The organism is Gordonia aquimaris (assembly GCF_026262595.1).
Classification (GTDB): domain Bacteria; phylum Actinomycetota; class Actinomycetes; order Mycobacteriales; family Mycobacteriaceae; genus Gordonia; species Gordonia tangerina.
The window spans coordinates 1-23,813 of record NZ_JAPKFM010000013.1 but is presented as its reverse complement, the minus strand read 5'-3'; the positions used below and the strand labels follow the sequence as shown (position 1 = coordinate 23,813).

The following is a 23,813-nucleotide window of genomic DNA, read 5'->3' as shown; positions in this document are numbered from 1 at the left end:
GCTCATCCTACTGTCGTGACCAGGACCGACCCGCAACCGGGCAGGTGGGCGAATATGCTCGACCCTGCCGGACCGGACAACGGTGCGGGACGGTCGGGCCGTGGCGCAGAACGCGAGGAGCGGGGATGGTTTTTCAGGGCGACGGGCCACTCGACACAGGCTCGGTCTCCGGTGGTGGTGGCGGTGGCGGTGTGGGCCGTATCGCCGTCGGGGGTGGTGCCGGTCTGATCATCACCATCGTCGCGCTGTTCTTCGGAATCGACCCCGGTTCACTCACCGGTGGTTCGTCGTATGGCGGTGGAACCGCCGACAACCGGGACGTGGCGCAGATCAACCAGCACATCCAGTCGTGCACCATCGAAAAGGCGAACGTGGACACCATCTGCCGCATCGTCGCCACCACCAACAGTCTCGACGCCGTGTGGTCGGACCTGATGCCGGGCTACACGCCGCCGAGCACCAAGATCTTCACCGGTGCGGTGAGTACCGGCTGCGGCCCGGCGACGTCGGCGACCGGGCCGTTCTACTGCCCGGCCGACCAGACGGCCTACTTCGATCCCTCCTTCTTCGCCCAGCTCGAACAGATGGGCGGCAGCGACGGGCCACTCGCGCAGGAGTATGTGGTTGCCCACGAGTACGGCCATCACATCGAGAATCTGACCGGGGTGCTCCAGCAGGGCAACCGCATGGGGTCGCAGGGTCCGCGCTCCGGTTCGGTCCGCGTGGAACTGCAGGCCGATTGCCTCGCCGGGGTGTGGGCGTATCACGCCGACAACGGCCCGGACGCGATGCTCGAGCCGTTGACCCCCACACAGATCGACACGGTGATCCAGACCGCGAAGGCGATCGGCGACGACACCATCCAGGGCGCGAATTCCAACCCCGAGGGTTGGACCCACGGCTCGTCCGAGCAACGCGCCCGTTGGTTCACCGTCGGCTACGACTCCGGTGACCCGCGGCGCTGCGACACCTTCGCGACCAACGACCTATGACCGGGCCCGCCGGATCGATGCCACGCGAACCGAGTGCGATCGATCGCATCGCCGAGCAGTACCTATCGGATCAGACGGCCCAGGATCCGCTGTTCGCCACCGAGATCGGCGTGGCCGGGCACGATCACCTGTTGACCGACTTCTCCCCCGCCGCCTGTGCCGCGCGCGCATCGTCGGCGCGGGCGACCGTCCACGCACTGGCCGAGGCCCATTGCGTGGACGATGTGGATCGGGTCACGGTCGCCACCATGTGTGCATCGTTGCGCCGCGAGATCGCCCTCGCCGAAGCCGGTGAACGTGTCGGAGACTGCAATGTGATCGCTTCGCCACTCCAGGCGGTCCGCGACATCTTCGACCTCATGCCCGCCGACACGCCGACGCAGCGCGACGTTTTCCTGGAGCGTCTGCGCGCGCTGCCGGAGTGTGTCGACACGATCATCGACGGCCTGCGTCATCGGATCGCTCACAGCCCGCCGCTCGCCCAGAGGCAGGTCGAACTCGTTGCGGCACAGGCAAGCACCGCAGCCGACGCGATCGCCTCCAACACGGGTCCGCTCGCCGCCGACCCCCGCCTGCAGGGTCCGCTCGAGGTGGCGTTGAGTGACGCGCGGGTGGCGTTCGGGGCCCTCATCGCGGTGCTGCGTGCGGAGGCCGCACCGTCGGCAACCGCGGTGGATGGGGTTGGGCGCGAACGATATCTGCGTTTTCTCCCGGCCTACCTCGGCGCCGACGTGGACCCGGACGAAGCGTATGCGTGGGCGACCGACCGACTGTCGGCGATCGTCGCCGAGCAGGCGGCGCTCGCCCACGAACTGTTACCGGGTGCATCGGTCGCCGAGGCGATGGCCCATCTGGATACGCTGCCGCGCTATGCAGTTCACGATCGCCACGAATTCGTCGTGTGGATGCAGGGGCTGTCCGATCGCGCAGTGGAGGGCCTGGCCGGAACACATTTCGACATCCCGGCGCGGTTGACCCGGCTGGAGTGTCGCCTGGCGCCTTCGTCGACCGGAATCATCTACTACACCCAGCCGAGTGCAGATTTGTCCCGCCCCGGGCGCATGTGGTGGTCGGTACCGCCGGAGCAGGAGGTGTTCCACACATGGCAGGAGACCACTACGGTCTTCCACGAGGGGGTTCCGGGGCATCATCTGCAACTCGGCGCTGCGATCGTCAGTGACGATCTCAACGCGTGGCGGAAACTGGCTTCGTTCACCTCGGGCCACGGCGAGGGTTGGGCTCTTTACGCTGAGCGACTGATGGCCGAACTCGGATGGCTCGACGATCCTGGCGATCGGATGGGCATGCTCGACTCGCAACGTCTGCGAGCGGCACGCGTGGTGGTGGACATCGGTGTGCACTGCAGGCTCCGCGCCCCCGCTGCGCTGGGCGGCGGGACCTGGGATGCAGCCAAGGCCTGGCAGTTCCTCACCGATTCGGTGGCGATGGACCGTTCGGTGTTGCGTTTCGAACTGGACCGCTACCTGGGATGGCCCGGTCAGGCGCCGTCGTATGCGCTCGGACAGCGGGTATGGGAAGAGACCCGAACCGCAGCGCTCGCCACCCACCGCGACTGGACGCTGAGGGATTTCCATACTCGCGCACTGGCCCTCGGCGGAGTTTCCCTCGATGTGCTGGCCGATGAACTCGCGTCGGGGTGAGCTCCCGCTGTCATCTGGGGTAGGTGACGATGACCTGTCCGGTGCGGGCGTTGCGCCAGGTGATGGTGCGGTCGGTGTGCATGGTCGGTATCCACGGCCCGTCATGTTTGCGGTCGTGGTCGGGCCGGCACAGGGGTGCGAGGTTGAAGGCCACGGTCCAGCCACCGGCCACCGGGTCGGCATGGCAGAACTTGAGCAGGTGGTCGAGTTCGCACTCCTCAGACCTGCGACCGCAGTAGGGATAACGGCAGCGCCGGTCCAGTTGGATGATCTCCGCCCGCAACGCGGCTGACGGCCTGTAGGTCAGCGCCCCCGGTGGTGGGGTGGCGAAACCTCCGTGCCCGGTCAGGTCGATCGGTGGGGCTGGTGTGCGGTTGCCGAAGATGATCAGTCCGCTGGCGGTACGGGTTTCACTGGGGCGGGCGGTGATGGTGGTGGCGTGTGGTGCGATCCGAGCGGCGTGGGCGGGGTCGATGGCGCCGTAGCCCATCAGGCGGGTCGGGTCGAGACCGGTGGGGTCGTGGAGCAGGGTCAGGCCGGGCACGACGAGGTCGGAGTCGGTGCCGGAGTCGGGATTGGATTCGGCGTCCGCGTCGGTGTCGGCGAGGTCGTGCTCGGCGGGTGGTGCGGTGATGGACTCTCGTCGCGGTTTCGGGCAGGGTTCGACATTCTGAGCGGTGTCATCGGCGTCGATTCCGGTGCCGGATTGGATACTCGCACCGATGTTGTCGTCGTTGTCGATGTTCGAGTCGCTGTCGCGGCTGTCGACATCGGTGTCGGCGTCGAGGTCAGCGAGGGTGATCGGCTGTTCTTCTGCCGCGTCAGGCCCACCCGTCTCGGGTTCGTCGGCGGTCTGGCCGGATGCGCTGGCGTCGTCAGCCGTGCTGGCGTCGACCGACGAGTCGCGGAAACTGCTGTCGCCGACGCTCGGGGTGGCATCCGTGGCCTGCGCCCGGTTACTGGTCCAAGTCTGCTTGGCGGGGCAGGTGTCGTCGCCGCAGTGGCAACGCAGTTTCGCGCCGGGTGCTTTGATGATCTCGGCGAACGCGGCGACGCGTTGGGCTTTGATGCTGCGCCCATCACGGCGACACACCCGTCGGCTGATCAAGGCGCTGATGCGGTCACGCAGGTGTACGCCGTGTTCGGCGGGGATGCAGGCATCGACGGTCATGTGCCCGAACGCTTCGGCACCGATCGTCACATCCCCAAACAAGTCGGCGATGTCATCGCGCGTCTGGGCCGCCCGATCAGGATCAAGACTGATGATGATCGCGTCGAGATCATCTCGCAGCGCCGTGTCGGTGGTGGGTCGGCTGGCCAGATCGAGCACCACATCATCGAAATCCCACGGATCATCATCGGGATCGTCGGCGGTGGCGGGGTCGGTCTCGGCCGCAGCGTTATCAGTGTCGTCGGTGCCCTCACCGTCTGTGCCGGCGTCGTCGCTGTCGGCGCCGAGGTCGGCCTCGGGGTCGTCGAGGTCGAGGGTGAGTTCCTCCTCGACATCCTTGCTGTCGGCGTCGGTATCGGGTTCGTCGGTGGTTTCGGCGTTGTCGGCGAGTTCGCCCAGTCGTGCTCGCAGGTCGCCGGTGGGGCCGGTGGCGGCGCCGCGGATGGCCACACCCAGCCGGTGGGGCCTCAGGTCGCCGGCACGGAAGGCATCACGGATCTTGGGGTGCTCGTCGAGCAGTTCATCGAGACCGACCCATTCGCCGGCTTGACGTCGAGAAATACCCAACTGCAGCGAGATTTCGCCTTTCGCGGCTTTGTCGGCGGCGTTGCGGACTCGGTTCGGAACGAAATCGTTGTACCCGGCGAGACGCTCGTTGTAGGTGGATTGCCCGATCTGACGGGCGATCTGCATCGCCAGGGCTTGGGCTTGGTTACTCAGCCGCAACAGGTCGCGACCGTACTGCGCCAATTCGTCGAGACTGCTGGAGGCCAGCAGAGCGTCGTCGGCAGCACGGTCGGTGAAGGTGAACACAAGACGCTCCTTTCCGGCGAAGAGGGTCTCTGAGGTCGGGATGGGTTGGTGGGGACTCGAACTGCTATCAGACTATCGGGTGGGTCCGACAACTTTGGTGCGCTGCAAGTGGGGTGTGGATGGATCTTTCGGTGAGGTGTTGGGTTCAGGATAGCGGTGGGGTGTGACAACTTTTCGTGCGTGAGAGTGGTTGCGTGGGAGCACCCTTCGTGACGCGGCCTCGCAAGCTCGGACGCTACTCAGGGAGAAGGGGTGACGCGGGGATACGAAGGTGTCCGGGCGTTGCCAACACGGTGACCGAACTCAACCGAACTCGTCCACAACGCACACGGGCCACGACGAGAGCCTTCATCGTCGTGGCCCATCGAGGGTGCGGTGACTAGCCGAGGATCGAAAGCACCTCGTCCACAATGGAATCCAGCGAGACCTTGCGCTGCTCACCGTTCGACAGATCTTTCACCTCGACCTGGCGATCGGCCAGTTCCCGGTCGCCGAGAACAAGGGCGAGGCGGGCACCGGAACGGTCGGCAGCCTTCATCGCACCCTTGAGTCCCCGGTCACCATAAGCCAGATCGACCGCGATCCCGGCGGCGCGCAGTTGTCCGGCGACACCGACCAATTCAGCCTTGGCGTCCGAACCGAGCGGCACTCCGAACACCCGACACCGTGCGACATCGGCGTGCGCCACGCCTTCGGCTTCCATCGCCAGCATCGTGCGGTCGACACCGAGTCCGAACCCGATCCCGGAAAGGTCCTGTTTGCCGCCGATCTGCTGCATCAGGCCGTCGTATCGGCCTCCCCCACCGATACCCGACTGGGCACCGAGTCCGTCGTGTACGAATTCGAAGGTGGTCTTCGTGTAGTAGTCGAGTCCCCGCACCAGACGCGGATTGAGTTCGTACGGCACGCCCAGCCGCTTCAGGTGGGTGAGAACCAGATCGAAATGCGCACGCGCATCATCGGAGAGATAGTCGATGAGCAGCGGCGCGTCCGCCGTCGCCTCCTTCACCTCGGGGCGTTTGTCGTCGAGCACGCGCAGCGGGTTGATCTCTGCGCGGCGCCGGGTGGCCTCGTCGAGGTCGAGGCCGAACAAGAACTGCTGCAGGGCCTCCCGATACGGGCCGCGACTGGCGGCGTCACCCAGCGAGGTGATCTCCAGGCGGAATCCGGAGAGCCCCAGACGCCGGTAGCCCTCGTCGGCGACGGCGATCACCTCGGCATCGAGCGCGGGGTCATCGACACCGATCGCCTCCACGCCGACCTGCTGCAGTTGGCGATACCGACCCGTCTGCGGCTTCTCGTAGCGGAAGAAGGGGCCCGCGTAGCACAGCTTCACCGGCAGCTGCCCCCGATCGAGCCCGTGTTGGATGACGGCGCGCATCACACCGGCCGTGCCCTCGGGGCGCAGCGTCACCGACCGATCTCCACGATCGGCGAAGGTATACATCTCCTTGCTCACCACGTCGGTGGACTCTCCGACGCCCCGAGCGAACAGCGCGGTGTCCTCGAAGATCGGCAACTCGATGTGTCCGTAGCCGGCGCGATGCGCGGCGTCGGTCAGGGTGTCACGAACTCGGCGGAAGTCCGCGGAGGCCGGGGGAAAATAGTCCGGTATCCCCCGCGGAGCGGCAAATTCGGCGCTCACAGTCCGAAACGTCCCTTCTTGGGTGTGGAATCCCCGCGCCCGGGCAGGTCGACGAGGAATGGGTTGCCAGCGCGTTCGGCACCGATCGAGGTCTGTGGGCCGTGCCCCGGAAGCACCTGGGTGTGATCGGGCAACGGCATCAGTTTGGCGGCGATCGAGTCGAGCAACTGCTGATGGTCACCGCCTGGTAGGTCGGTTCGACCTATGGAACCGGCAAACAGGACATCTCCCGAGAAACACACGGGTACGACCTCGGGGACGGAATCGTCGCCCTCGGCGGTGTCTGCTTCCACCGGCACCTCGATGCCGAGCAACACCGATCCCCGGGTGTGCCCCGGAGCGAGGTCGACAGTGATCCGGATACCGGCCAGCTCCACGTCCTCATCGTCGGCGAACTCGACCACCTTCTCCGGCTCGCGAAACTCCATCGAACCGATCAGGCCACCGAGGGCCTGCCCCAACCCCATACCGGGGTCGGTCAGCATCGGCCGATCTGCCGGATGGATATACGCCGGAATGGAGAACTCGTCGCACAGTTCGGTGGCATTCCAGGTGTGATCGAGGTGCCCGTGCGTCAGCAACACCGCGACCGGCGTCAGATCGTGCTCGGCGAGCAGTTCACGAACTCGGACCGCGGCGTCCTGGCCCGGATCGACAATGACCGCCTCTGAGCCCGCCTCATTGGCGAGGAGATAGCAGTTCGTCTGGAACATTCCGGCCGGAAATCCGGTGATCAGCATCTGTCCATTGTGACAAACGGCTCGGCACCTCCACCCGCGACGGTCACGCTCGGAGAATCCGCCGGTTCCGCATGCCCGATTCCGCCCCGACCATGGAACTCTCAGGTTCAGCTGGCACACTGGCCTGTCGATGTAGCATCAGCGCCGATTCACGTGCCGCCCGACCGCACGTACGCCCATGCCATCCCCCGGGGGAGCCACGGCACACGAGTTCAGGAGGACCCAACCGCGTGTCAAGCAACGAGGAACGCCGCGAAGCCGCCAAGCGCAAGCTCGAGGAGCGCCTCGAGCGGGAGCGGCAGGAGAAGCGGCGGCGCAAGATCATCATCGCCTCCGTATCGACCGTGGTCGTCGTCGCCATCGTGGCCACTGCCACCACGTTGATCGTCAAGAAGGTGCTCGACGATCGCGAGGCAGCCCGCTGGACCGCATGCTCGTACACCGACCAACCCAGTCGCTTCGACGAACTCCCCGACGAGGTACCGGCAGAGGTCCCTGCCGAACAGAGGGCACAGGCCCAGGCCTACCTCGATGAAATGCGTGCCGGCGAGTCCAAACAGCGCACCGCCCCCAAGCCCGACGAGAAGCAACTCAAGGAGGGCACCGCGAACCTGGTGCTCGACACCAACCAGGGCGCAGTTCCCATCACCCTGGACCGCACGGGCGCGCCATGCAACACCGGCGCGGTGATCTCGCTGGCCGAGAACGATTTCTACAACGACACCCCCTGCCACCGACTGACCAACAGCGAGTCACTCAAGGTGTTGCAGTGCGGCGACCCCACCGGTACCGGTGCCGGTGGTCCGGGATGGTCGAGCCCCGACGAGTTGCCCACCGACCTGAAGCCGGCCGGCGAGCCCGACCCCATGTCGGGAACCGCTCCGGTCACCTACCCGCGTGGCACAGTGGCGATCGCCAACAGCAACAACCCGCAAAGCGGTCAGACCGACACCGGTTCGAGCCAGTTCTTCCTGGTGCTCCAGGACAGCCAGCTGGCGGCGAACTACTCCGTGGTGGGCCAGGTCGACCCTGACGGCCTCACGGTGCTCGACAAGATCGCGGCCAACGGCCTGACGCCGGGGCCCAACGGCAGCGCCGAGGACGGCAAGCCGAAGCAGCCGGTGGAAATCACCTCCGCGACTGTTGATTCGGGCAATCAGGACTGACCCTTCGTGACACTCGGCTAGCGCCTCGCTCTCTGGGCTCAGGCGGCCGAGGTCACGCTGCTCAGGCTCAGGCGGCTGAGGTCACCCGGTAGACGTCGTAGACGCCTTCGACGTTGCGGACGACGTTGAGCACGTGCCCGAGATGCTTCGGATCGCCCATCTCGAAGGTGAACTTGCTGATAGCCACCCGGTCACGGCTGGTGGTCACCGACGCCGAGAGAATGTTCACGCGCTCGTCGGCAAGCACCTTGGTGACATCCGAGAGCAGCCGATGCCGATCGAGGGCCTCCACCTGGATGGCCACGAGGAACACCGACGACGGCGACGGTGCCCACGAGACGCCGATGATCCGTTCGGACTGCTCACGCAGCGACGCGGCGTTGGTGCAGTCGGTGCGATGGACACTGATACCACCGCCGCGGGTCACGAACCCCATGATCTCGTCGCCCGGTACCGGCGTACAACACTTGGCGAGCTTCGCCAACACGTTGTCGAGGCCCTCCACGATGACGCCGGCATCGCCGCCGTGGCGTGTACGGGTGGGCAATGTGGACGGCGTCGACCGCTCGGCGATCTCGTCCACCGCATCGTCGAGGCCGCCCAGCGACGCCACCAGCCGGTTGACCACGTGTCGCGCGGACACATGATTCTCTCCCACCGCGGTGTAGAGCGCGGTCACATCCTGGTAGCGCAACTCCTTGGCGATCGCAGCCATGGAGTCGGCACTCATCAAGCGCTGCAACGGGAGTCCGCCGCGTCGAACTTCCTTGGCGATCGCCTCCTTGCCGGTTTCCAGCGCTTCTTCACGCCGCTCCTTGGCGAACCACTGCCGGATCTTGGCACGCGCCCGTGGCGACACGACGAAGTTCTGCCAGTCCTTCGAGGGCCCGGCATTGGGTGCCTTCGACGTGAAGACCTCCACCACTTCACCGTTCTCGAGCTTGCGCTCCAGCGCCACCAGCCGGCCGTTGACGCGGGCGCCGATGCAGCGGTGACCGACCTCTGTGTGCACCGCATACGCGAAATCGACCGGCGTGGACCCGGCGGGCAACGTGATCACGTCTCCCTTCGGGGTGAACACGAAGATCTCCTGGACCGCGAGGTCGTATCGCAGGGACTCCAGGAACTCGCCGGGATCGGCGGCCTCACGCTGCCAATCGAGCAGCTGACGCATCCACGCCATGTCGTCGATCTCGGCGGCGTCGGATTTACGTGGCCCCTTGCCCTTTCCGCGGTTCTCCTTGTAGCGCCAATGGGCGGCGATGCCGAACTCGGCGGTCCGATGCATCTCGTGAGTCCGGATCTGCACCTCGAGCGGCTTGCCCTCCGGGCCGATCACCGTCGTGTGCAACGACTGGTACACCCCGAACCGGGGCTGGGCAATGTAGTCCTTGAATCGACCCGCCATCGGCTGCCACAACGAATGAACCACACCGACCGCGGCGTAGCAGTCACGCACCTCATCACACAGGATGCGGATCCCGACGAGGTCGTGGATATCGTCGAAGTCACGGCCCTTGACGATCATCTTCTGATAGATCGACCAGTAGTGCTTCGGCCGACCCTCGACGGTCGCGGAGATCCGGGCGCCGCCGAGCGCATTGTTGATGTCGGCGCGCACCCGAGCCAGATACGTGTCCCGCGACGGTGCCCGATCGGCGACGAGCCGGACGATCTCCTCGTAACGCTTGGGATGCAGGATGGCGAACGACAGATCCTCGAGTTCCCATTTGACCGTCGCCATACCCAGTCGATGCGCGAGCGGCGCAATGACTTCCAGGGTCTCGCGGGCCTTGCGCGCCTGCTTCTCCGGCGGTAGGAACCGCATCGTACGCATGTTGTGCAGCCGGTCGGCCACCTTGATGACCAAGACCCGCGGGTCTCGCGCCATCGCGATGATCATCTTGCGGATCGTCTCGGCCTCGGCAGCGCTGCCCAACGCCACCTTGTCCAGCTTGGTCACGCCGTCGACGAGGTGCGCCACTTCGGCGCCGAAATCCTTCTCCAGCTGATCGAGGGAGTAGCCGGTGTCCTCGACGGTGTCGTGCAGCAGGGCCGCCACCAGCGTCGTGGTGTCCATCCCGAGGTCGGCCAGAATCGTCGCGACGGCCAGCGGATGGGTGATGTAGGGGTCACCGGACTTACGCTTCTGGCCGGTGTGCCGCTCATCGGCAACGTCATAGGCGTGCTGCAGCAGCGCGACATCGGCCTTCGGGTAGATCTCCCGATGCAGCGTCGCAAGTGGTTCGAGCACCGGCCGCACCGGGCTGCGGGTGGCGGTCATCCGCCGGGCCAGACGCGCCCTGACTCGTCGCGACGCCGAGGTGGACGGTGGTGCCAGTGTCTCGGTACGCGCTGCCCGAGCGCTTTCGTCGGCGGCGCCCGCACTGCCCGGCGCACCGGCAGCGGTGGGCGCGCCGGCGGGGATGGGCGCGCCACCGTCGCCTTGTGGTGGCGCCGACCGTCCGTTCGCCGCGGTGTCCGTAGGGAGAGGCCGGGCATCTGCACTCGACGTCCCCGTCTGCTCCTGACGGGAATCGGTGTCGACCTCGTCGTGCATCCTGACCTCCTTCCGGTGATGTCACCGATGACAGCAACACCGGTTGAGGTGAGTCTAGTCCGCCTGACGATCCCGGACCGCGCGCTGCCGAGCGGACGGCGCGCGCAGGTATCCGATGATCACCCTGTCGTCACCGCGTGTACCGGCAGCTGCGCACCCAAGCCGCGCGCAATGGTGCCGCGACCGTCGAGGCCGTCGAGTTCCATGATGACGGCCACGCCGACCACGACTCCCCCGGCGCGACCGAGCAGTTCCGCCGCCGCAACGGCCGTCCCACCGGTCGCCAACACGTCATCGACCAGCAGGATCCGCTGGGTGGCGACATCGACCGCATTCGCCGGGATCTCGAGGGTCGCCGTGCCGTACTCGAGTGTGTAGGTGACGCTGTGTACGGGTGGCGGCAGCTTGCCGCCCTTGCGCACCGCCAGCACTCCGACACCGAGCTCTCGCGCCACCGCGCCGCCGAGTAGGAAGCCGCGGGCATCGATCCCGGCCACCAGATCGACGTCGCTGCACCCGTGGGTCAATGCGGTGACGATCGCGGCCAAGCCGACCGGGTCGGCCAACACCGGGGTGAGGTCCTTGAAGTCGATACCGGGCTCCGGGAAGTCCGGAACCAGTCGAGCGTGATCGGCGATGGCCTGCCGCGCGCGGGTCACCGCCCGGTCTGTCGTCTCGTCGCCACCGGACACTTGCGCTGCGTCAGTCACGTACCGTCCACCGATCCATGTTCCATCCGGTCCCGTTGCGGCCCAGCCCCGCCACAACATTATCGACCCCGGGACCGAACACCTGCATCCGCGGCGCGGCGAAAAGCGGGATCGACGGCAGCGTCGCCCACGCGGTGTTCTCGATCGTGCGCACCAGCTCGAGTCGGTCGGCTGCCAGGTCCGCGGCGACCAGCCGGTCGATGGCACCACTGACCTGCGGGTTGCGGTAGTTGTTGATGTCCAGCGGATCGCCACCGCGCAGCGCGAAGGCATCGCGCGACGGATTCGCCGCCCCGGCTGCGGCGAACGACGCCCCGTTCGCCACGATCAGGGCGTCGACCTCGCCGCCCAGCGCACCCGTGGTGATGTCGGCCGACCCCGCGTCGACCACCTCGATGCCCACCTGCCGGCAAGAGTCGGCGATGGCGGCCACCATCTGCGCTCGTCGTTGCATCGGCGCGAGATATCCGATCCGGACCGTCATGGGAGTGTCGCCGGCCTCGGCGCCGAGGGTGCGCGCCCGGTTCAGGTTGGGCCGCGCATAGGCCCTGCCGAACGCGCCGTTGAGCTGGCCGGCCAGGTTGTCGGCCGGCGCGAGTACCCGAAGATTCCAGATCTGGGCGCCCTGTCCGAATTGGCGGGCGAGCGCATCACGCGGAACACATGATGCGAACGCCTGCCGGGCATTGAGCTCCGCAAACACCCCGCGCTTGGCGAGTACCAACTCTTCCACCGCGAGCGCGCGGTTCGGCTTCGGCAATGGGATCCGGGTTTCCTCGGCCCCCGCGGGCACCAGCTCCCCGCCGACGATGCCCGAACTGACATCGGCGATGTCGAAGTCACCGTCGGCCAGTCGGCGCTCGGCGTCGGTGCCGCGCCCCCACAAGACGATCCGTGACACCGCAGGGGCGTCGCCCCACCACGATTCGTTGGCGACCAACTCCAGGCCACCCGACTGCGAGTACTGCTGCACCCGGTACGGCCCCGAGGCGGGGAAACGTGCCTGATCGACGGTCCCCGGGGTCAGGTCGAAACCCGTGTTCCACGCATCGGCGATCTTGTTGATCGCGGTCCGATCGCCGGAGCGGATCGGCCGCACGACGTCACCGACACCGGCCAGGCGCGCGACGACGTGTGCCGGCAGCAAGGTGCCCGCACCGAACAGCGACAGCCAGTCGCGGTAGTCACGGCCGCGCGCAAAGCGCACGGTCGCGGTCTTCGAAGCGAGATCGCAGTCCACGGCCTCGATGTCGCGGTATCCGGCCGTCGTGGCCGGCGCGAACCCCGGGAATCGCCCACTCATCGCCGCCCAGGCCAGCACCAGGTCGTCGCAGTCGAGGGCCGTCTCGTCGGAGAACCGCGCAGCCGGCGAGAAGTCGTAGCGCAACGTGAGACCGGCGCCCGGGACCGGTGTCACGGTACCGATGTCACGGTCAGGGGTCACCTGACCGGACGCGCCGAGATAGCTGAACCCCGGCAGCATCCGGGTGGTCGCCATCAACACGCCGCCGGCGTTGCCGTCGACGGTGTTCGCGTTGTAGGTGTCGAGCCGCGCGTCGAGGGCGTAGTCGATCGAGGGCGAGCCTTCCTCGCCGCAGGCGGTCAACAGTCCCGTCAGCAGCAACACCACCGCCACGCAGGTGGCCATTGTCACGGGCAGGCCGGTTCGTCGGCGGGCGCCCGACCCGCTCCGCACAGTCACGTCCCGTACATTAACGCGCCCGGCGTGGCTTCCCGGTCGGGGTCTGAGGCGCGTCGGCATCGGCCGGGTTGGCGCGCCGGCGGCCCGACGGGCGGCCACGGGCCGGTCGCGGATCGTCGGTGAGATCGTCGCCCGCCTCCACACGGGCGCGGCGATCGAGTACCCGTTTGGTGTGCCGCGAGATGTCCGCGCGCCGTTCTTTCAACGTCACCAGCAGCGGGGCCGCCAGGAAGATCGACGAGTAGGCACCGACCACCACGCCGACGAGCTGGATGAGGCCGAGGTCCTTGAGCGTGCCGACGCCGAGCATCCAGACCGCGATCACCATCAACGCGATGATCGGCAGCACCGAGATGACAGTGGTGTTGATCGAGCGCATCAAGGTCTGGTTGACCGCGAGGTTGGCCTGTTCGGCGTAGGTGCGTCGGGTGGTCTGCAGGACCGACCGGGTGTTCTCGGAGACCTTGTCGAACACCACGACGGTGTCGTAGATCGAGAAGCCGAGGATGGTGAGCAGACCGATGACCGTTGCCGGAGTGACCTCCCATCCGACCAGCGAGTAGACACCGGCGGTGACGATGATGTCGAAGAACAGTGAGGTGAGCGCTGCCACCGACATCTCCCGGTCGAACCGGATCGTGATGTAGATGAACACGATCACCAAGAACACCACCAGGGCGATCAGCATCTTCTCGGTGATCTCGCCGCCCCAAGTCGAGCTGACGTCGGACGAGCTGACCTCCGCGGTGGTCAGTTCCGGCGCGAACCGGTCAGCCAATGCTCGGGTGATCTGTTCGGTTTGGGCCGCGGTGAGGGTCTCGGTCCGCACCTGCACCGTCTCGGCGGATCCCGATCCGGCGGTCTGCACCGATTCCGGTTCCTCGCCAAGGGTCTCGGCGAACACCTCTTCGACGGCGTCGGTGGTGACCCCGGCCGAAACAGGGATGGACACCTGAGTGCCCCCCTCGAAGTCGATACCGAGGGTGAAGCCACGGATGGCGATCGACCCGATGCAGATGGCGAGGATCACCGCGGTGACGATGTACCAGGTCCGCCGCGACGGGATGATCCCGAACGCACCGGTACCGGTGTACAGCCGCGAGAGGAACGAGCGGTCCTTCTCGGCGACGTAGTTGGCGTCGGAGGGGCCGGCCGGTCCCTGCTCGACTGTGGTTTCGGAGGTCACCTCGCCGACCACGGCGCTGCGTCCTCCGCCGTCCCGCCCGGAATTGGGGCGTTGCGCGTTGGTCATTTCGCCGATCCTTCCGTCGCCGCGACCCGCTCAGATCGCTCGGCCACGCGACGGCGCCGGGCCACCTCGCTGACCGCGCCGAGACCGTTGACCTTCGGTCGTGACAAGAACTCCGACCGACTGGCCAGCACCACGAGCGGATGGGTCACCAGGAACACCACCACGACGTCGAGAATCGTCGTGAGACCCAATGTGAAGGCGAATCCGCGGACCTCGCCGATGGCCAGCACGTAGATCACCGCCGCGGCGATGAAGCTGACCGCGTTGCCCGACCAGATTGTGCGGCGGGCACTGGCCCAACCGCGAGGCACCGCGGAGCGGAAACTTCGTCCCTCGCGCATCTCGTCCTTGATCCGCTCGAAGTACACGACGAACGAGTCGGCGGTCATACCGATACCGATGATGAGTCCGGCGATGCCGGCGAGATCGAGGGTGAAACCGATCCACCGGCCGAGCAGCACGATGATCCCGTAGACCATCGCGCCGGCCAGCACCAACGACAGCATCGTCAGGATGCCGAGCATCCGGTAGTAGAGCAGCGCATAGATCAGCACCGCGATCATGCCGACGGCTCCGGCGATGAGGCCGGCCTTGAGCGAGGACAGTCCCAGCGTCGCCGATACCGTCTCTGCGTCGGACGCCTCGAAGGACAACGGCAGCGAACCGTATTTGAGGACGTTGGCGAGGTCTTTCGCATCCTGCTGGGTGAAGTCGCCGCTGATCTCGGTCTGGGGTGTGGTGATCGCACCCTGGATCTGCGGGGCGGAGACGACCTTGGTGTCAAGGGTGAAGGCGGTCTGCTTACCGATGTTCTGGGCGGTGTAGGTCGGCCAGAAGTCCCTCGCCTCGTTCTTGAACTCCACCTGCACGACCCACGAGCCGGCCTGCTGGGTGGTACCCGCCGACGCGTTGGCGATGTCGCGTCCGTCGATGATCTCGGGACCGAGCAGGTACACCTCGCTACCATCCTCTGAACAGGCGACGAGGTACTGATCGGGCAGGTCATTGCCCTGCAATACGTCATACGAGTCGGGCGAACAGTCCATCTTGGCCATCTGCGCGTTCAACGCGTCGAGATTGGCTCCCTCGGGGGCCTGCCGCAGTTCGCGTTGTTCGGCGATGGCGGCCGCCTGCGTGGCGTCGTCCTCGGGAGAGTCCTGCGCAGCGGAGTTCTGTCCGTCGCCACCCTCAGCGTCCTGATCGTCGGCGTCCGGCTGTGGCGTCGCGGGCGCCACATTCTCCACCGGTCGGACGAACAATCGGGCCGTCTGCCCGAGCGTGCGCGCCTGGGCGCCGTCGTCACCGGGAACGGTGATGACCAGATTGTCGCCGTTGACGACCACCTCGGACCCCGAGACACCGAGTCCGTTGACGCGCTGCTCGATGATCTGCTTCGCCTGGTCGAGCTGCTCGCGCGAGGGAGGCTGCCCGTCCGGGGTACGCGCGGTGAGCGTCACCCGCGTACCGCCTTGCAGGTCGATACCGAGCTTCGGAGTCGGCGATCCACCTCCGGTGAAGAAGACCAGCCCGTAGACGACGGCCAACAACACGAAGAATGCGGTCAGGGGTCTCCACGGTGGAATCTCACGTGGAGGTCCCGACCGCTTCGCCGACGCCCGGCGGGGTGTGGTCACAGGTGTTCTGGTCTCCTAGGAAAGCGCGTGCGGACACGACCGGTCGGCACGCGCGCCCGATCCGGTCGGACGCTCACTCTACTGACTCCGCGGTAACCACCGGTTCTCCGGTGGTCACCTGCGGCTCGGACCGGGCGGACCGCCGAGCTCCCGGGTCACTTGTCGTCGGTCGTACCCTCGCCCGGGCGATCGGCGGAGTAGCTGTCGTCGGTGCGCGACTCGGTGCCCGGGTTGTCGATCTGCCTCGCGTCCGCGTCCTCGTCGAGTGCTTCGGGACGAGTGCTCAGCGCACCCGGGTACGTCTCGGCGGCCTCGTCGGTGGGCACCACGCGCACGATGGCCTGACGACTGAACCGGGTCACCACACCGGTGGCGATCTCCAGGTCGACGAAATCGGGTGTGGACTCGACGACGGTCGCGTACATGCCGGCCGTCAGTTGAACGCGGGCCCCGGTGGCCACGGAGTTCTGCATGTCCTGCATCTCGGTCATGCGCTTCTTCTGCTTACGGATGCTCAGGAACATGAATCCGGCCAGCAAGGCCAGCAAAAGGGGGAAGAAGAGGGACTCCATGACGGCAACAATCCTTGTCGGTTCGGTCGTGGTGATTTCAGGGCTTTTGCCCGTTTCGACCGCTCAGGTGGCGGCCGATCGCAGGCACGCTCGGACACACCAACTCATCCGGCGGCTCCAACCAGTGTGCCACGTCCCGTGGGGTGGTCCCGCGAGCCGGTCACAGGTCGTCGAAGAGACTGTCGGTGATGACGTCGCGGCTACGCACCCCGAAACTGGCATTCATGGCCCCCGCCGGTGGTGTGAGGCCGAGGTGATGCCAGGCCGCCGCTGTCGCCACCCGCCCGCGTGGGGTCCGCGCCATCATCCCGGCCCGCACGAGGAACGGTTCGCAGACCTCTTCGACTGTGGCGGGTTCCTCCCCGACTGCCACCGCGAGCGTCGAGACACCGACCGGCCCGCCACCGAATCCCCGCACCAGCGATCCCAACACGGCACGGTCCAGCCGATCGAAGCCGAGGTCATCGACGTCATAGACGGCGAGTCCGGCCCGTGCGATATCCACGGTGATCACGCCGTCGCCACGGACCTCGGCGTAGTCGCGGACGCGGCGCAGCAGACGATTGGCGATCCGCGGGGTGCCCCGCGACCGCCGCGCGACCTCGGTGGCCGCGTCGTCGCGCAACCGGATACCGAGGATGCCCGCCGATCGGCGCAGCACCTGCACGAGGTCGTCGGTCTCGTAGAACTCCATGTGCGCGGTGAACCCGAACCGGTCACGCAGCGGGCCGGTGAGTGATCCCGATCGAGTGGTGGCGCCGACGAGCGTGAACGGGGCGACGTCCAAGGGAATCGAGGTGGCACCCGGCCCCTTGCCGACGACGACGTCGACGCGGAAGTCCTCCATGGCGAGGTACAGCATCTCCTCGGCAGGACGGGCGATGCGATGGATCTCGTCGATGAACAGCACGTCCCCATCGACGAGGTTGGACAGCATCGCCGCCAGGTCACCGGCGCGTTCGAGCGCGGGCCCGGAGGTCACCCGGATGGCGGCCCCCATCTCGGCGGCGATGATCATCGCCAACGAGGTCTTGCCCAGCCCGGGTGGGCCCGACAACAGGATGTGATCGGGGGTGCTGCCCCGACCCTTCGCGCCATGCAGCACCAGCTCGAGTTGCTCGCACACACGGGGTTGACCGATGAAGTCGGCCAGCGATCGCGGCCGCAGCCCCGCGTCGAAGTCGCCGTCGGCATGCAACTCGTCGGGACTCACCGGGCGATCGTCGGGATCAGGCGAGGTCTCTGTCACGCGGTCTCCCCCGCTGTCACGTGGTCGTTCATCGGCTCTTGCCCATCAGGGCCAACGACTTGCGTAGCACGGTGGAGGCATCGGCATCGGGCTCGTCGGCGAGCACCGCCGTGACGGCCTTGTCGGCCGGTGCGGCGGTGAACCCCAACCCCACCAGCGCTTCGGCGACCTGATCACGAATCGACCCGGCGACCGGCGACGCGGCCACTCCCGCTTGGCCCGCCGTCGGCGCGTCGACCTTGTCGCGCAGTTCCACCACCAGTCGCTCGGCTACCCGTTTACCCACTCCCGGCACCGTGGTCAGTGCCTTGACGTCGGACTCGGCGAGCGCGCGGCGCAGCGAGGTGGGTTCGAGAACCGCCAAGACCGCCATCGCCAGGCGTGGCCCGACACCGGTGACGGTCTGCAGAAGGGTGAACAGCGCTCGCGCATCGGAGTCGGTGAACCCGTACAGGGTCATCGAGTCCTCCCGCACGATCATCGACGTGAGCAAGGTGGCTTCCTCGCCACGACGCACCGCGCCGACCGTCGCCGGCGTCACCAGCACTCGGTAGCCGACGCCCCCACAGTCGATGACGAGGTGATCGAGGGCCACATCCACCACTGGCCCACGCACCGACGCGATCATGCCACTCCCCCGTTCCCGGCCCGGGTCCTACCCGCCTGGCTCTTGTTCGTCTGGTTCGCGGACTGCTGGGCCCGGCCGCTATGCGTCGCGCCGGGTTGCACTGCGCGTTCCCGACCAGCCTGGGCGATCCGCGACCGGTGTCGTCGGGCCAGCTCGTCGGCACGGCGCTGTGCCTGCGCCATCTTCTCCGTCATCGGCCCCCGCCAGCAGTGGCAGATCGCCAGCGCCAGCGCGTCTGCGGCATCGGCCGGTCGAGGTTTGGTCTGCATCTCCAGAATCCGCGTCACCATCGCAGTGACCTGGGCCTTGTCGGCGCGGCCACTACCGGTGACCGCGGCCTTGACCTCAGATGGCGTGTGAAACCGCACCGGGACGTCGCGCTGTCCTGCGGCCAGCGCGATGACCCCGCCGGCCTGCGCGGTACCCATCGCGGTCGACACCTGATTCTGGGCGAAGACGCGCTCGATCGCGACCACATCGGGTTGGTGCACGTCGAGCCAGTGACAGGCGGCGGTGTACACCGCCATCAGCCGGTCGGCGAGCTCCATGTCCGCGGAGGTCCGCACCACGTCGACGTCGAGCGCGGTGACCGTGCGCCCGCGTCCCGACTCGACCAGCGCGATCCCGCACCGCGTCAATCCGGGATCGACTCCCATCACGCGCACACGCACCTCCGTCACCGCTTCGATGTTCCGAACAGTTGTTCGAGATTCTATCGGCCGCATCCGACACCACCCGCGAACAACACGCAGTGACACGCATGCGCGCCGCACGAATTCGGACCGCACGAATGCGGACTGCACGAGTGCGGACCGGTGAGCAACACGACACAATGGCGGACGCCATGGCCACCTATGAACCGATCACCCCCGACCGCCTCGAACAGATGTGTGCCGATGTCGCCGAACTCCACTCAGGCATCCACATCATGGCGATCGACGGTGCCGACGCGGCGCGACCGGTCGATCTTGCCGAACGGGTCGCCACCCGGCTCACCACACGGGGTCGTGCTGCGGCCGTCGTCTCGACGGCCGATTTCCTCCGGCCCGCCTCGCTCCGCCTTGAATACGGACACACCGACACCGAGAGTTATCGCGCAATCTGGTTCGACCACGATGCCTTACGCCGTGAGGTGATCGAGGCCGTCCGCGACCACGGTCGCTGGCTGCCCCGGCTCTGGGATGCCGCGCGCGACCGATCATTTCGTGACGCTCCGCGTCCGGCCGCCGCCGACCAGGTCATCCTCATTGCCGGCCCTCTGCTACTCGGTTCCGGACTCGACGTCGATACGACCATCGCACTGCTGATGAGTGAGGGCGCCCTGCGCAGACATACACCGCCCGGTATGGCCTGGACGATCCCCGCGCTGCTGGCCGGCGCGGAAGATGCCCCGCGTGCCGACATCGACGTGCGCTACGACCACCCGGACCGGCCGGCCATCCGCATGCGACGCCGTGCGGGATGACGCCGGTCAGGCGTCGAGTTCGGCGAATACCTCGTCGCTGACGTCGACGTTGCTGTAGACGTTCTGCACGTCGTCGGAGTCCTCGAGTGCGTCGATGAGTTTGAACACCTTGCGCGCGCCCTCGGCGTCCACCGGTACGTCCACCGACGCTCGGAACGCTGCCTCGGCAGAGTCGTAGTCGATGCCGGCATCGACCAGCGCCGTTCGCACCGCGACGAGGTCGGTCGGTTCGCTGACCACCTCGAACGATTCGCCGAGGTCGTTGACCTCCTCGGCGCCGGCGTCGAGAACGGCCAGCAGGACGTCGTCCTCGGACTGCCCGTTCTTCTCCAGCGTGACCACACCCTTGCGGGTGAACAAGTACGCCACCGAGCCGGGATCGGCCATGTTGCCGCCGTTACGCGTCATCGCGGTGCGCACCTCGCCGGCCGCGCGATTGCGGTTGTCGGTCAGGCACTCGATGAGGATCGCCACCCCGTTGGGCCCGTAGCCCTCGTACATGATGGTCTGCCAGTCGGCGCCGCCGGCCTCTTCGCCCGCGCCGCGCTTGCGCGCACGCTCGATGTTGTCGTTGGGTACCGAGGTCTTCTTCGCCTTCTGGATGGCGTCGTACAGTGTCGGGTTGCCGGCCGGGTCGCCGCCACCGGTCCTTGCCGCGACCTCGATGTTCTTGACCAGTTTGGCGAACATCTTGCCGCGCTTGGCGTCGATGGCCGCCTTCTTGTGCTTGGTGGTGGCCCATTTGGAATGGCCGCTCATGACACTCCCGCATCCGTATAGACGTCAATGACGAACGTGACCGTGCGATGACGATCCGCCCAACTCCTCGATCTTACCGGTGCGGGTTGTCGAGGCTCACACTCCCGACTCCCGCACCATCTCCACGAAGTAGCGGTGCACTCGGCGGTCCCCGGTCACCTCCGGGTGAAACGAGGTGGCCAGGACGTTGTTCTGCCGGACCGCAACGATCCGGTCCTTCGCGGGCCCCTCGGGCACCCGGGCGAGTACCTGCACGTCGGGCGTGATCGACTCCACCCACGGAGCGCGGATGAACACCGCCCGCATCGGCGGGTCACCCGCGGAATCGGTGACGCCATGGAACTGCAGATCTGTCTCGAAGCTCGCCACCTGACGTCCGAAAGCGTTGCGCCGCACAGTGATGTCCAATGCATCGAGATGACGGGCGTCGGGCCGGGTGTCGAGGATGGTGGTGGCCAGCATGATCATGCCGGCGCACGACCCATACGCCGGCATGCCGGCGGCCAGCCGCTCACGGAGTGGGTCGTACAGATCCAGGACACCGAGCAGGTGGCTCATGGTGGTGGATTCACCACCGGGGATGACGATGGCATCGACGTCGGCGAGTTCTGCCGGCCGTCGGACCGTCACCGGTTGTGCGTCGGCCTCGGACAGTGCCGCCAGATGCTCACGGACATCACCCTGCAGTGCGAGCACACCGATCCGCGGATTTCCGACGGCGCTCACCGGTCCCGCCGCGCGTGCTGATCGGCCGGCATGTCGCGCCCCGTCCGACTCAGGCCTTCTTGGGTGACGGCGGCGACCATCCGACCCTCCAGATCGAAGATCCGCCCCTGGGTCAACGCACGCCCGGCGTCCGCGGAGGGCGAGGTCTGGTCGTACAGCAACCATCCGTCGGCGCGGAACGGCCGCATGAACCACATCGCATGGTCCAAGGATGCGGCTTGCGGTTCCACCCCCGGATGCGGCACCTTCGACGACCCCAACAGGGTCATGTCGCTCATGTAGGCGAGCGTGCCCACGTGGAACACCTGGTCATCGGGCAACCGACGGCGATGGCGGAACCACACACGCTGCTGCGCCGCGAAATAGCTCGAGGTCGGCATCTGCTCGCGCGGCACCAGGCGCAGATCGAACTCCTGCCACTCCTTGAAGACTGCCTTCGCTTCGTCGGACAGCTCGTTCATCTGGTCGGGTAGATCGTCGGGCGACGGAACCGGGGGCATCCGGTCCTGATGCTCGATGCCGTGGTCGGTCCGCACATGAAACGACGCCGACATGGTGAAGATGGCCTCGCCCTGCTGGATGCCGGTCACCCGGCGCGTCGTGAACGACCGGCCGTCGCGAATGCGGTCGACGAGAAACACCGCCGGCAGGTCGGGGTTCCCCGGACGGAGGAAGTAGCCGTGCAGCGAGTGCACCGCGAAGTCGGCGTCGACGGTGCGCGTCGCCGACATGAGAGCCTGGCCTGCGACCTGGCCGCCGAAGGTGCGTTGCAGATGGCTACGGAACGCCGGCCCGCGGTAGATGTCGGTCTCGATCGCCTCGACCTGGAGGATCTCCTCGATGGTTGCCACGGGAAAACAGTATCGCGCGCACCGTCGCGATCTGTTCGGTGCGGTGGGGCCGCGTCAGAGTTCGTCGAGGGTGATCAAGCCATCCTGGACCGCCCGCGCCACCAGGGCCGCCTTTGTCGGCGCCGGCCGACCGACATCGGCGTACTTGGCCCGAATGCGCGTGAGATGGGTGTTCACCGTGCCGAGTGAAATGTACAACGATTGCGCCACAGCGGGTTTCGTCTCCAGCATCAACCAGGTCCGAAGCACCTCGATCTCCCGGACGGTCAGCGTGGGACTCTCGAGACCGGCGGCTGGGGCACCGCACATACAGCGCGACGATCCCACACCGGCCACCGCATCGTCGGTGACCAGCGTCATGGCGGTAGCCTCTCGTGACTCGTGACGCAGGCCGTCGGTGTGCTCAGCCGATCCCGGCAGCGGCATCCGACGCTGCGCGAGCCGCGCGAGCGCCTCCTGCCGCCTGCGCAGAGCCTCGGCTTCGCGACGGGCCTCGCGCGCACCGCCGACCCGATCGGCGCCACGCACTGTGCGATGAGTAGCGGGGCGAACAGCTGCGTGACGTGGCGCGATCTGATGGGCGATGCCGGTCATGATTGTCCTCACTCCTCGTGGGGCAGACGAGGTGTCTGGCCCGCTGTCGTGAGTTAGACGCAGCAGCCCGCCGTGAGGTTCCCGTCAATTTTCGTGGGCATCGACATCGTCGCCGTCGGCGGACGCCGCCCGTACGGCGACGACCACCACCGTCACGTTGTCGTGGGCGCCGAGCGCCAAGGCGGCGTCCACCAGTGCCGCGGCAGCCTTCTTGGCACCGTCGGCGTCGGCGAGGATCTCGGCGATCTCCTCGTCGGGCAGCTCACCGGTGAGACCGTCCGAACACACCAGGAGCGTGTCGCCGGGCAACGCCGGCATCGAGAAGAAGTCGGCCTCGGGCTTCACCATTCCCGCGCCCAGCGCGCGCGTGATCACATTGCGCCGCGGATCGACCCGGGCCTGTTCGGGGGTCAGGTAACCGGCGTCGACGAACTCCTGGACCTGCGAATGGTCGACGGTCAACTGGGTCAGCACCCCGGCCTGCATCCGGTAGGTCCGCGAATCTCCGATGTTGAGCACCAACCAGTGCGGTGCGTGGTCGTGTGTCACCAGCACCGCACCGGTGGCCGTCGTTCCGGCGCGGCGCTCGGTCTCGGTCGCGATCTCACCGATGCGATCCTGCGCCCGGGTGAGGGATTCGATCAGCTCGAGTTGGGTCTGCGTCTGATCGTGCAGGCTGTCAACGTCGGCCAGCGTCAGCAATGCCGTCTCACTGGCGACCTCACCGCTGTCGTGTCCACCCATCCCGTCGGCGAGCAGATACTTCCCCGGCGCGATGAGGGCGGCGTCCTCATTGGCCTCCCGGACCCGTCCCACATTGCACACGGCGGCCCAATCGAGATGCAGGCCGGCCAGGGTGTCGGTGCCGCAGCGGGACTCGTCCCGCACGATGGTCGCCGCGTCCATGATCAGCAGATCCTACG

The 23,813-nt window shown here is 67.0% G+C and carries 21 protein-coding genes; 4 read left to right on the top strand and 17 right to left on the bottom strand.

Features of this window, described 5'->3' with window-relative positions; all coding sequences use genetic code 11:
- Window positions 1-125: 125 nt before the first annotated feature.
- Both ypfJ and OSB52_RS13335 read left to right on the top strand, forming a co-directional pair.
- Entirely contained in the window at window positions 126-992 is an 867-nt protein-coding gene (gene ypfJ / locus OSB52_RS13340) for a KPN_02809 family neutral zinc metallopeptidase (RefSeq protein WP_235722097.1), read from the top strand.
- On the top strand, window positions 989-2,653 hold the full coding sequence (locus tag OSB52_RS13335; RefSeq protein ID WP_266062155.1) for a DUF885 domain-containing protein: 1,665 nt from the start codon (window positions 989-991) through the stop codon (window positions 2,651-2,653). The genes ypfJ and OSB52_RS13335 overlap by 4 nt, the downstream gene beginning before the upstream one ends.
- A 10-nt stretch (window positions 2,654-2,663) precedes the next feature.
- Here OSB52_RS13335 and OSB52_RS13330 read toward each other — a convergent pair whose 3' ends face one another.
- The 3 genes from OSB52_RS13330 to OSB52_RS13320 form a co-directional block, all read right to left on the bottom strand.
- Window positions 2,664-4,637 carry an HNH endonuclease signature motif containing protein gene (locus OSB52_RS13330; RefSeq protein WP_266062153.1) on the bottom strand — a complete coding sequence of 658 codons (1,974 nt, stop codon included), beginning with the start codon at window positions 4,635-4,637 and terminating at the stop codon, window positions 2,664-2,666.
- A 379-nt stretch (window positions 4,638-5,016) separates the two neighbouring features.
- Window positions 5,017-6,282 (bottom strand): histidine--tRNA ligase, encoded by a 1,266-nt coding sequence (gene hisS, locus OSB52_RS13325; protein WP_266062152.1) that lies wholly within the window; start codon window positions 6,280-6,282, stop codon window positions 5,017-5,019.
- Window positions 6,279-7,022, bottom strand: a complete 744-nt coding sequence (locus OSB52_RS13320) for an MBL fold metallo-hydrolase (RefSeq protein ID WP_235722101.1) — start codon at window positions 7,020-7,022, stop codon at window positions 6,279-6,281. Before OSB52_RS13320 ends, hisS begins: the two co-directional genes overlap by 4 nt.
- 230 nt (window positions 7,023-7,252) lie before the next feature.
- Between OSB52_RS13320 and OSB52_RS13315 the strand changes: the two genes are divergently transcribed.
- Window positions 7,253-8,188, top strand: coding sequence for a peptidylprolyl isomerase (locus tag OSB52_RS13315; RefSeq protein ID WP_266062151.1), 936 nt, complete (start codon window positions 7,253-7,255; stop codon window positions 8,186-8,188).
- 67 nt (window positions 8,189-8,255) lie between these two features.
- Here OSB52_RS13315 and OSB52_RS13310 read toward each other — a convergent pair whose 3' ends face one another.
- From OSB52_RS13310 to ruvC, 9 genes are all read right to left on the bottom strand, one after another.
- Window positions 8,256-10,748, bottom strand: coding sequence for a RelA/SpoT family protein (locus OSB52_RS13310; RefSeq protein WP_277615132.1), 2,493 nt, complete (start codon window positions 10,746-10,748; stop codon window positions 8,256-8,258).
- Between the two features lie 119 nt (window positions 10,749-10,867).
- The gene (locus OSB52_RS13305; protein ID WP_235722103.1) at window positions 10,868-11,458 is read right to left on the bottom strand and encodes an adenine phosphoribosyltransferase; all 591 of its coding nucleotides are present in this window, start codon (window positions 11,456-11,458) and stop codon (window positions 10,868-10,870) included.
- Complete coding sequence (locus OSB52_RS13300; protein ID WP_266062238.1) at window positions 11,451-13,106, bottom strand: ABC transporter substrate-binding protein; 1,656 nt, start codon at window positions 13,104-13,106, stop codon at window positions 11,451-11,453. The genes OSB52_RS13305 and OSB52_RS13300 overlap by 8 nt, the downstream gene beginning before the upstream one ends.
- 64 nt (window positions 13,107-13,170) lie before the next feature.
- Window positions 13,171-14,412, bottom strand: coding sequence for a protein translocase subunit SecF (secF, locus tag OSB52_RS13295; RefSeq protein WP_235722104.1), 1,242 nt, complete (start codon window positions 14,410-14,412; stop codon window positions 13,171-13,173).
- The gene (gene secD, locus OSB52_RS13290) at window positions 14,409-16,046 is read right to left on the bottom strand and encodes a protein translocase subunit SecD (RefSeq protein ID WP_266062150.1); all 1,638 of its coding nucleotides are present in this window, start codon (window positions 16,044-16,046) and stop codon (window positions 14,409-14,411) included. Before secD ends, secF begins: the two co-directional genes overlap by 4 nt.
- Window positions 16,047-16,201: 155 nt before the next feature.
- The gene (gene yajC / locus OSB52_RS13285) at window positions 16,202-16,618 is read right to left on the bottom strand and encodes a preprotein translocase subunit YajC (RefSeq protein WP_266062148.1); all 417 of its coding nucleotides are present in this window, start codon (window positions 16,616-16,618) and stop codon (window positions 16,202-16,204) included.
- Window positions 16,619-16,778: 160 nt separating this feature from the next.
- Window positions 16,779-17,867, bottom strand: coding sequence for a Holliday junction branch migration DNA helicase RuvB (gene ruvB, locus OSB52_RS13280; RefSeq protein WP_235722107.1), 1,089 nt, complete (start codon window positions 17,865-17,867; stop codon window positions 16,779-16,781).
- 28 nt (window positions 17,868-17,895) lie between these two features.
- Window positions 17,896-18,495 carry a Holliday junction branch migration protein RuvA gene (ruvA, locus tag OSB52_RS13275; protein ID WP_235722108.1) on the bottom strand — a complete coding sequence of 200 codons (600 nt, stop codon included), beginning with the start codon at window positions 18,493-18,495 and terminating at the stop codon, window positions 17,896-17,898.
- A complete protein-coding gene (gene ruvC / locus OSB52_RS13270) occupies window positions 18,492-19,160 on the bottom strand; it encodes a crossover junction endodeoxyribonuclease RuvC (RefSeq protein WP_266062236.1) in 669 nt (222 codons plus the stop codon). Before ruvC ends, ruvA begins: the two co-directional genes overlap by 4 nt.
- Before the next feature lie 179 nt (window positions 19,161-19,339).
- On the opposite strand from ruvC, the gene OSB52_RS13265 reads away from it, so the two are divergent.
- A complete protein-coding gene (locus tag OSB52_RS13265; protein ID WP_266062146.1) occupies window positions 19,340-19,960 on the top strand; it encodes a nucleoside/nucleotide kinase family protein in 621 nt (206 codons plus the stop codon).
- 6 nt (window positions 19,961-19,966) lie between these two features.
- Here the strand turns inward: OSB52_RS13265 and OSB52_RS13260 are convergent, their stop codons facing one another.
- From OSB52_RS13260 to OSB52_RS13240, 5 genes are all read right to left on the bottom strand, one after another.
- Entirely contained in the window at window positions 19,967-20,719 is a 753-nt protein-coding gene (locus tag OSB52_RS13260; protein WP_266062144.1) for a YebC/PmpR family DNA-binding transcriptional regulator, read from the bottom strand.
- Window positions 20,720-20,815: 96 nt separating this feature from the next.
- The gene (pdxT, locus tag OSB52_RS13255; protein ID WP_235722111.1) at window positions 20,816-21,445 is read right to left on the bottom strand and encodes a pyridoxal 5'-phosphate synthase glutaminase subunit PdxT; all 630 of its coding nucleotides are present in this window, start codon (window positions 21,443-21,445) and stop codon (window positions 20,816-20,818) included.
- Window positions 21,442-22,296, bottom strand: a complete 855-nt coding sequence (locus tag OSB52_RS13250) for an acyl-CoA thioesterase (protein ID WP_235722112.1) — start codon at window positions 22,294-22,296, stop codon at window positions 21,442-21,444. Before OSB52_RS13250 ends, pdxT begins: the two co-directional genes overlap by 4 nt.
- A 54-nt stretch (window positions 22,297-22,350) precedes the next feature.
- Window positions 22,351-22,890, bottom strand: coding sequence for a helix-turn-helix transcriptional regulator (locus OSB52_RS13245; RefSeq protein WP_235722113.1), 540 nt, complete (start codon window positions 22,888-22,890; stop codon window positions 22,351-22,353).
- 84 nt (window positions 22,891-22,974) lie between these two features.
- Window positions 22,975-23,796, bottom strand: coding sequence for a PP2C family protein-serine/threonine phosphatase (locus OSB52_RS13240; protein ID WP_266062140.1), 822 nt, complete (start codon window positions 23,794-23,796; stop codon window positions 22,975-22,977).
- Window positions 23,797-23,813: the final 17 nt, after the last annotated feature.

What these genes read in the sequence shown, in the direction of transcription:
- OSB52_RS13265 (WP_266062146.1), top strand. Translation starts at nt 19,340, where the DNA reads ATGGCCACCTATGAACCGATCACCCCCGACCGCCTCGAACAGATGTGT.
- ruvA (WP_235722108.1), bottom strand. Translation starts at nt 18,495, where the DNA reads ATGATCGCGTCGGTGCGTGGGCCAGTGGTGGATGTGGCCCTCGATCAC.
- OSB52_RS13260 (WP_266062144.1), bottom strand. Translation starts at nt 20,719, where the DNA reads ATGAGCGGCCATTCCAAATGGGCCACCACCAAGCACAAGAAGGCGGCC.
- secF (WP_235722104.1), bottom strand. Translation starts at nt 14,412, where the DNA reads ATGACCAACGCGCAACGCCCCAATTCCGGGCGGGACGGCGGAGGACGC.
- OSB52_RS13320 (WP_235722101.1), bottom strand. Translation starts at nt 7,022, where the DNA reads ATGCTGATCACCGGATTTCCGGCCGGAATGTTCCAGACGAACTGCTAT.
- OSB52_RS13240 (WP_266062140.1), bottom strand. Translation starts at nt 23,796, where the DNA reads ATGGACGCGGCGACCATCGTGCGGGACGAGTCCCGCTGCGGCACCGAC.
- OSB52_RS13245 (WP_235722113.1), bottom strand. Translation starts at nt 22,890, where the DNA reads ATGACCGGCATCGCCCATCAGATCGCGCCACGTCACGCAGCTGTTCGC.
- ypfJ (WP_235722097.1), top strand. Translation starts at nt 126, where the DNA reads ATGGTTTTTCAGGGCGACGGGCCACTCGACACAGGCTCGGTCTCCGGT.
- OSB52_RS13300 (WP_266062238.1), bottom strand. Translation starts at nt 13,106, where the DNA reads ATGGCCACCTGCGTGGCGGTGGTGTTGCTGCTGACGGGACTGTTGACC.
- OSB52_RS13310 (WP_277615132.1), bottom strand. Translation starts at nt 10,748, where the DNA reads ATGCACGACGAGGTCGACACCGATTCCCGTCAGGAGCAGACGGGGACG.
- OSB52_RS13335 (WP_266062155.1), top strand. Translation starts at nt 989, where the DNA reads ATGACCGGGCCCGCCGGATCGATGCCACGCGAACCGAGTGCGATCGAT.
- yajC (WP_266062148.1), bottom strand. Translation starts at nt 16,618, where the DNA reads ATGGAGTCCCTCTTCTTCCCCCTTTTGCTGGCCTTGCTGGCCGGATTC.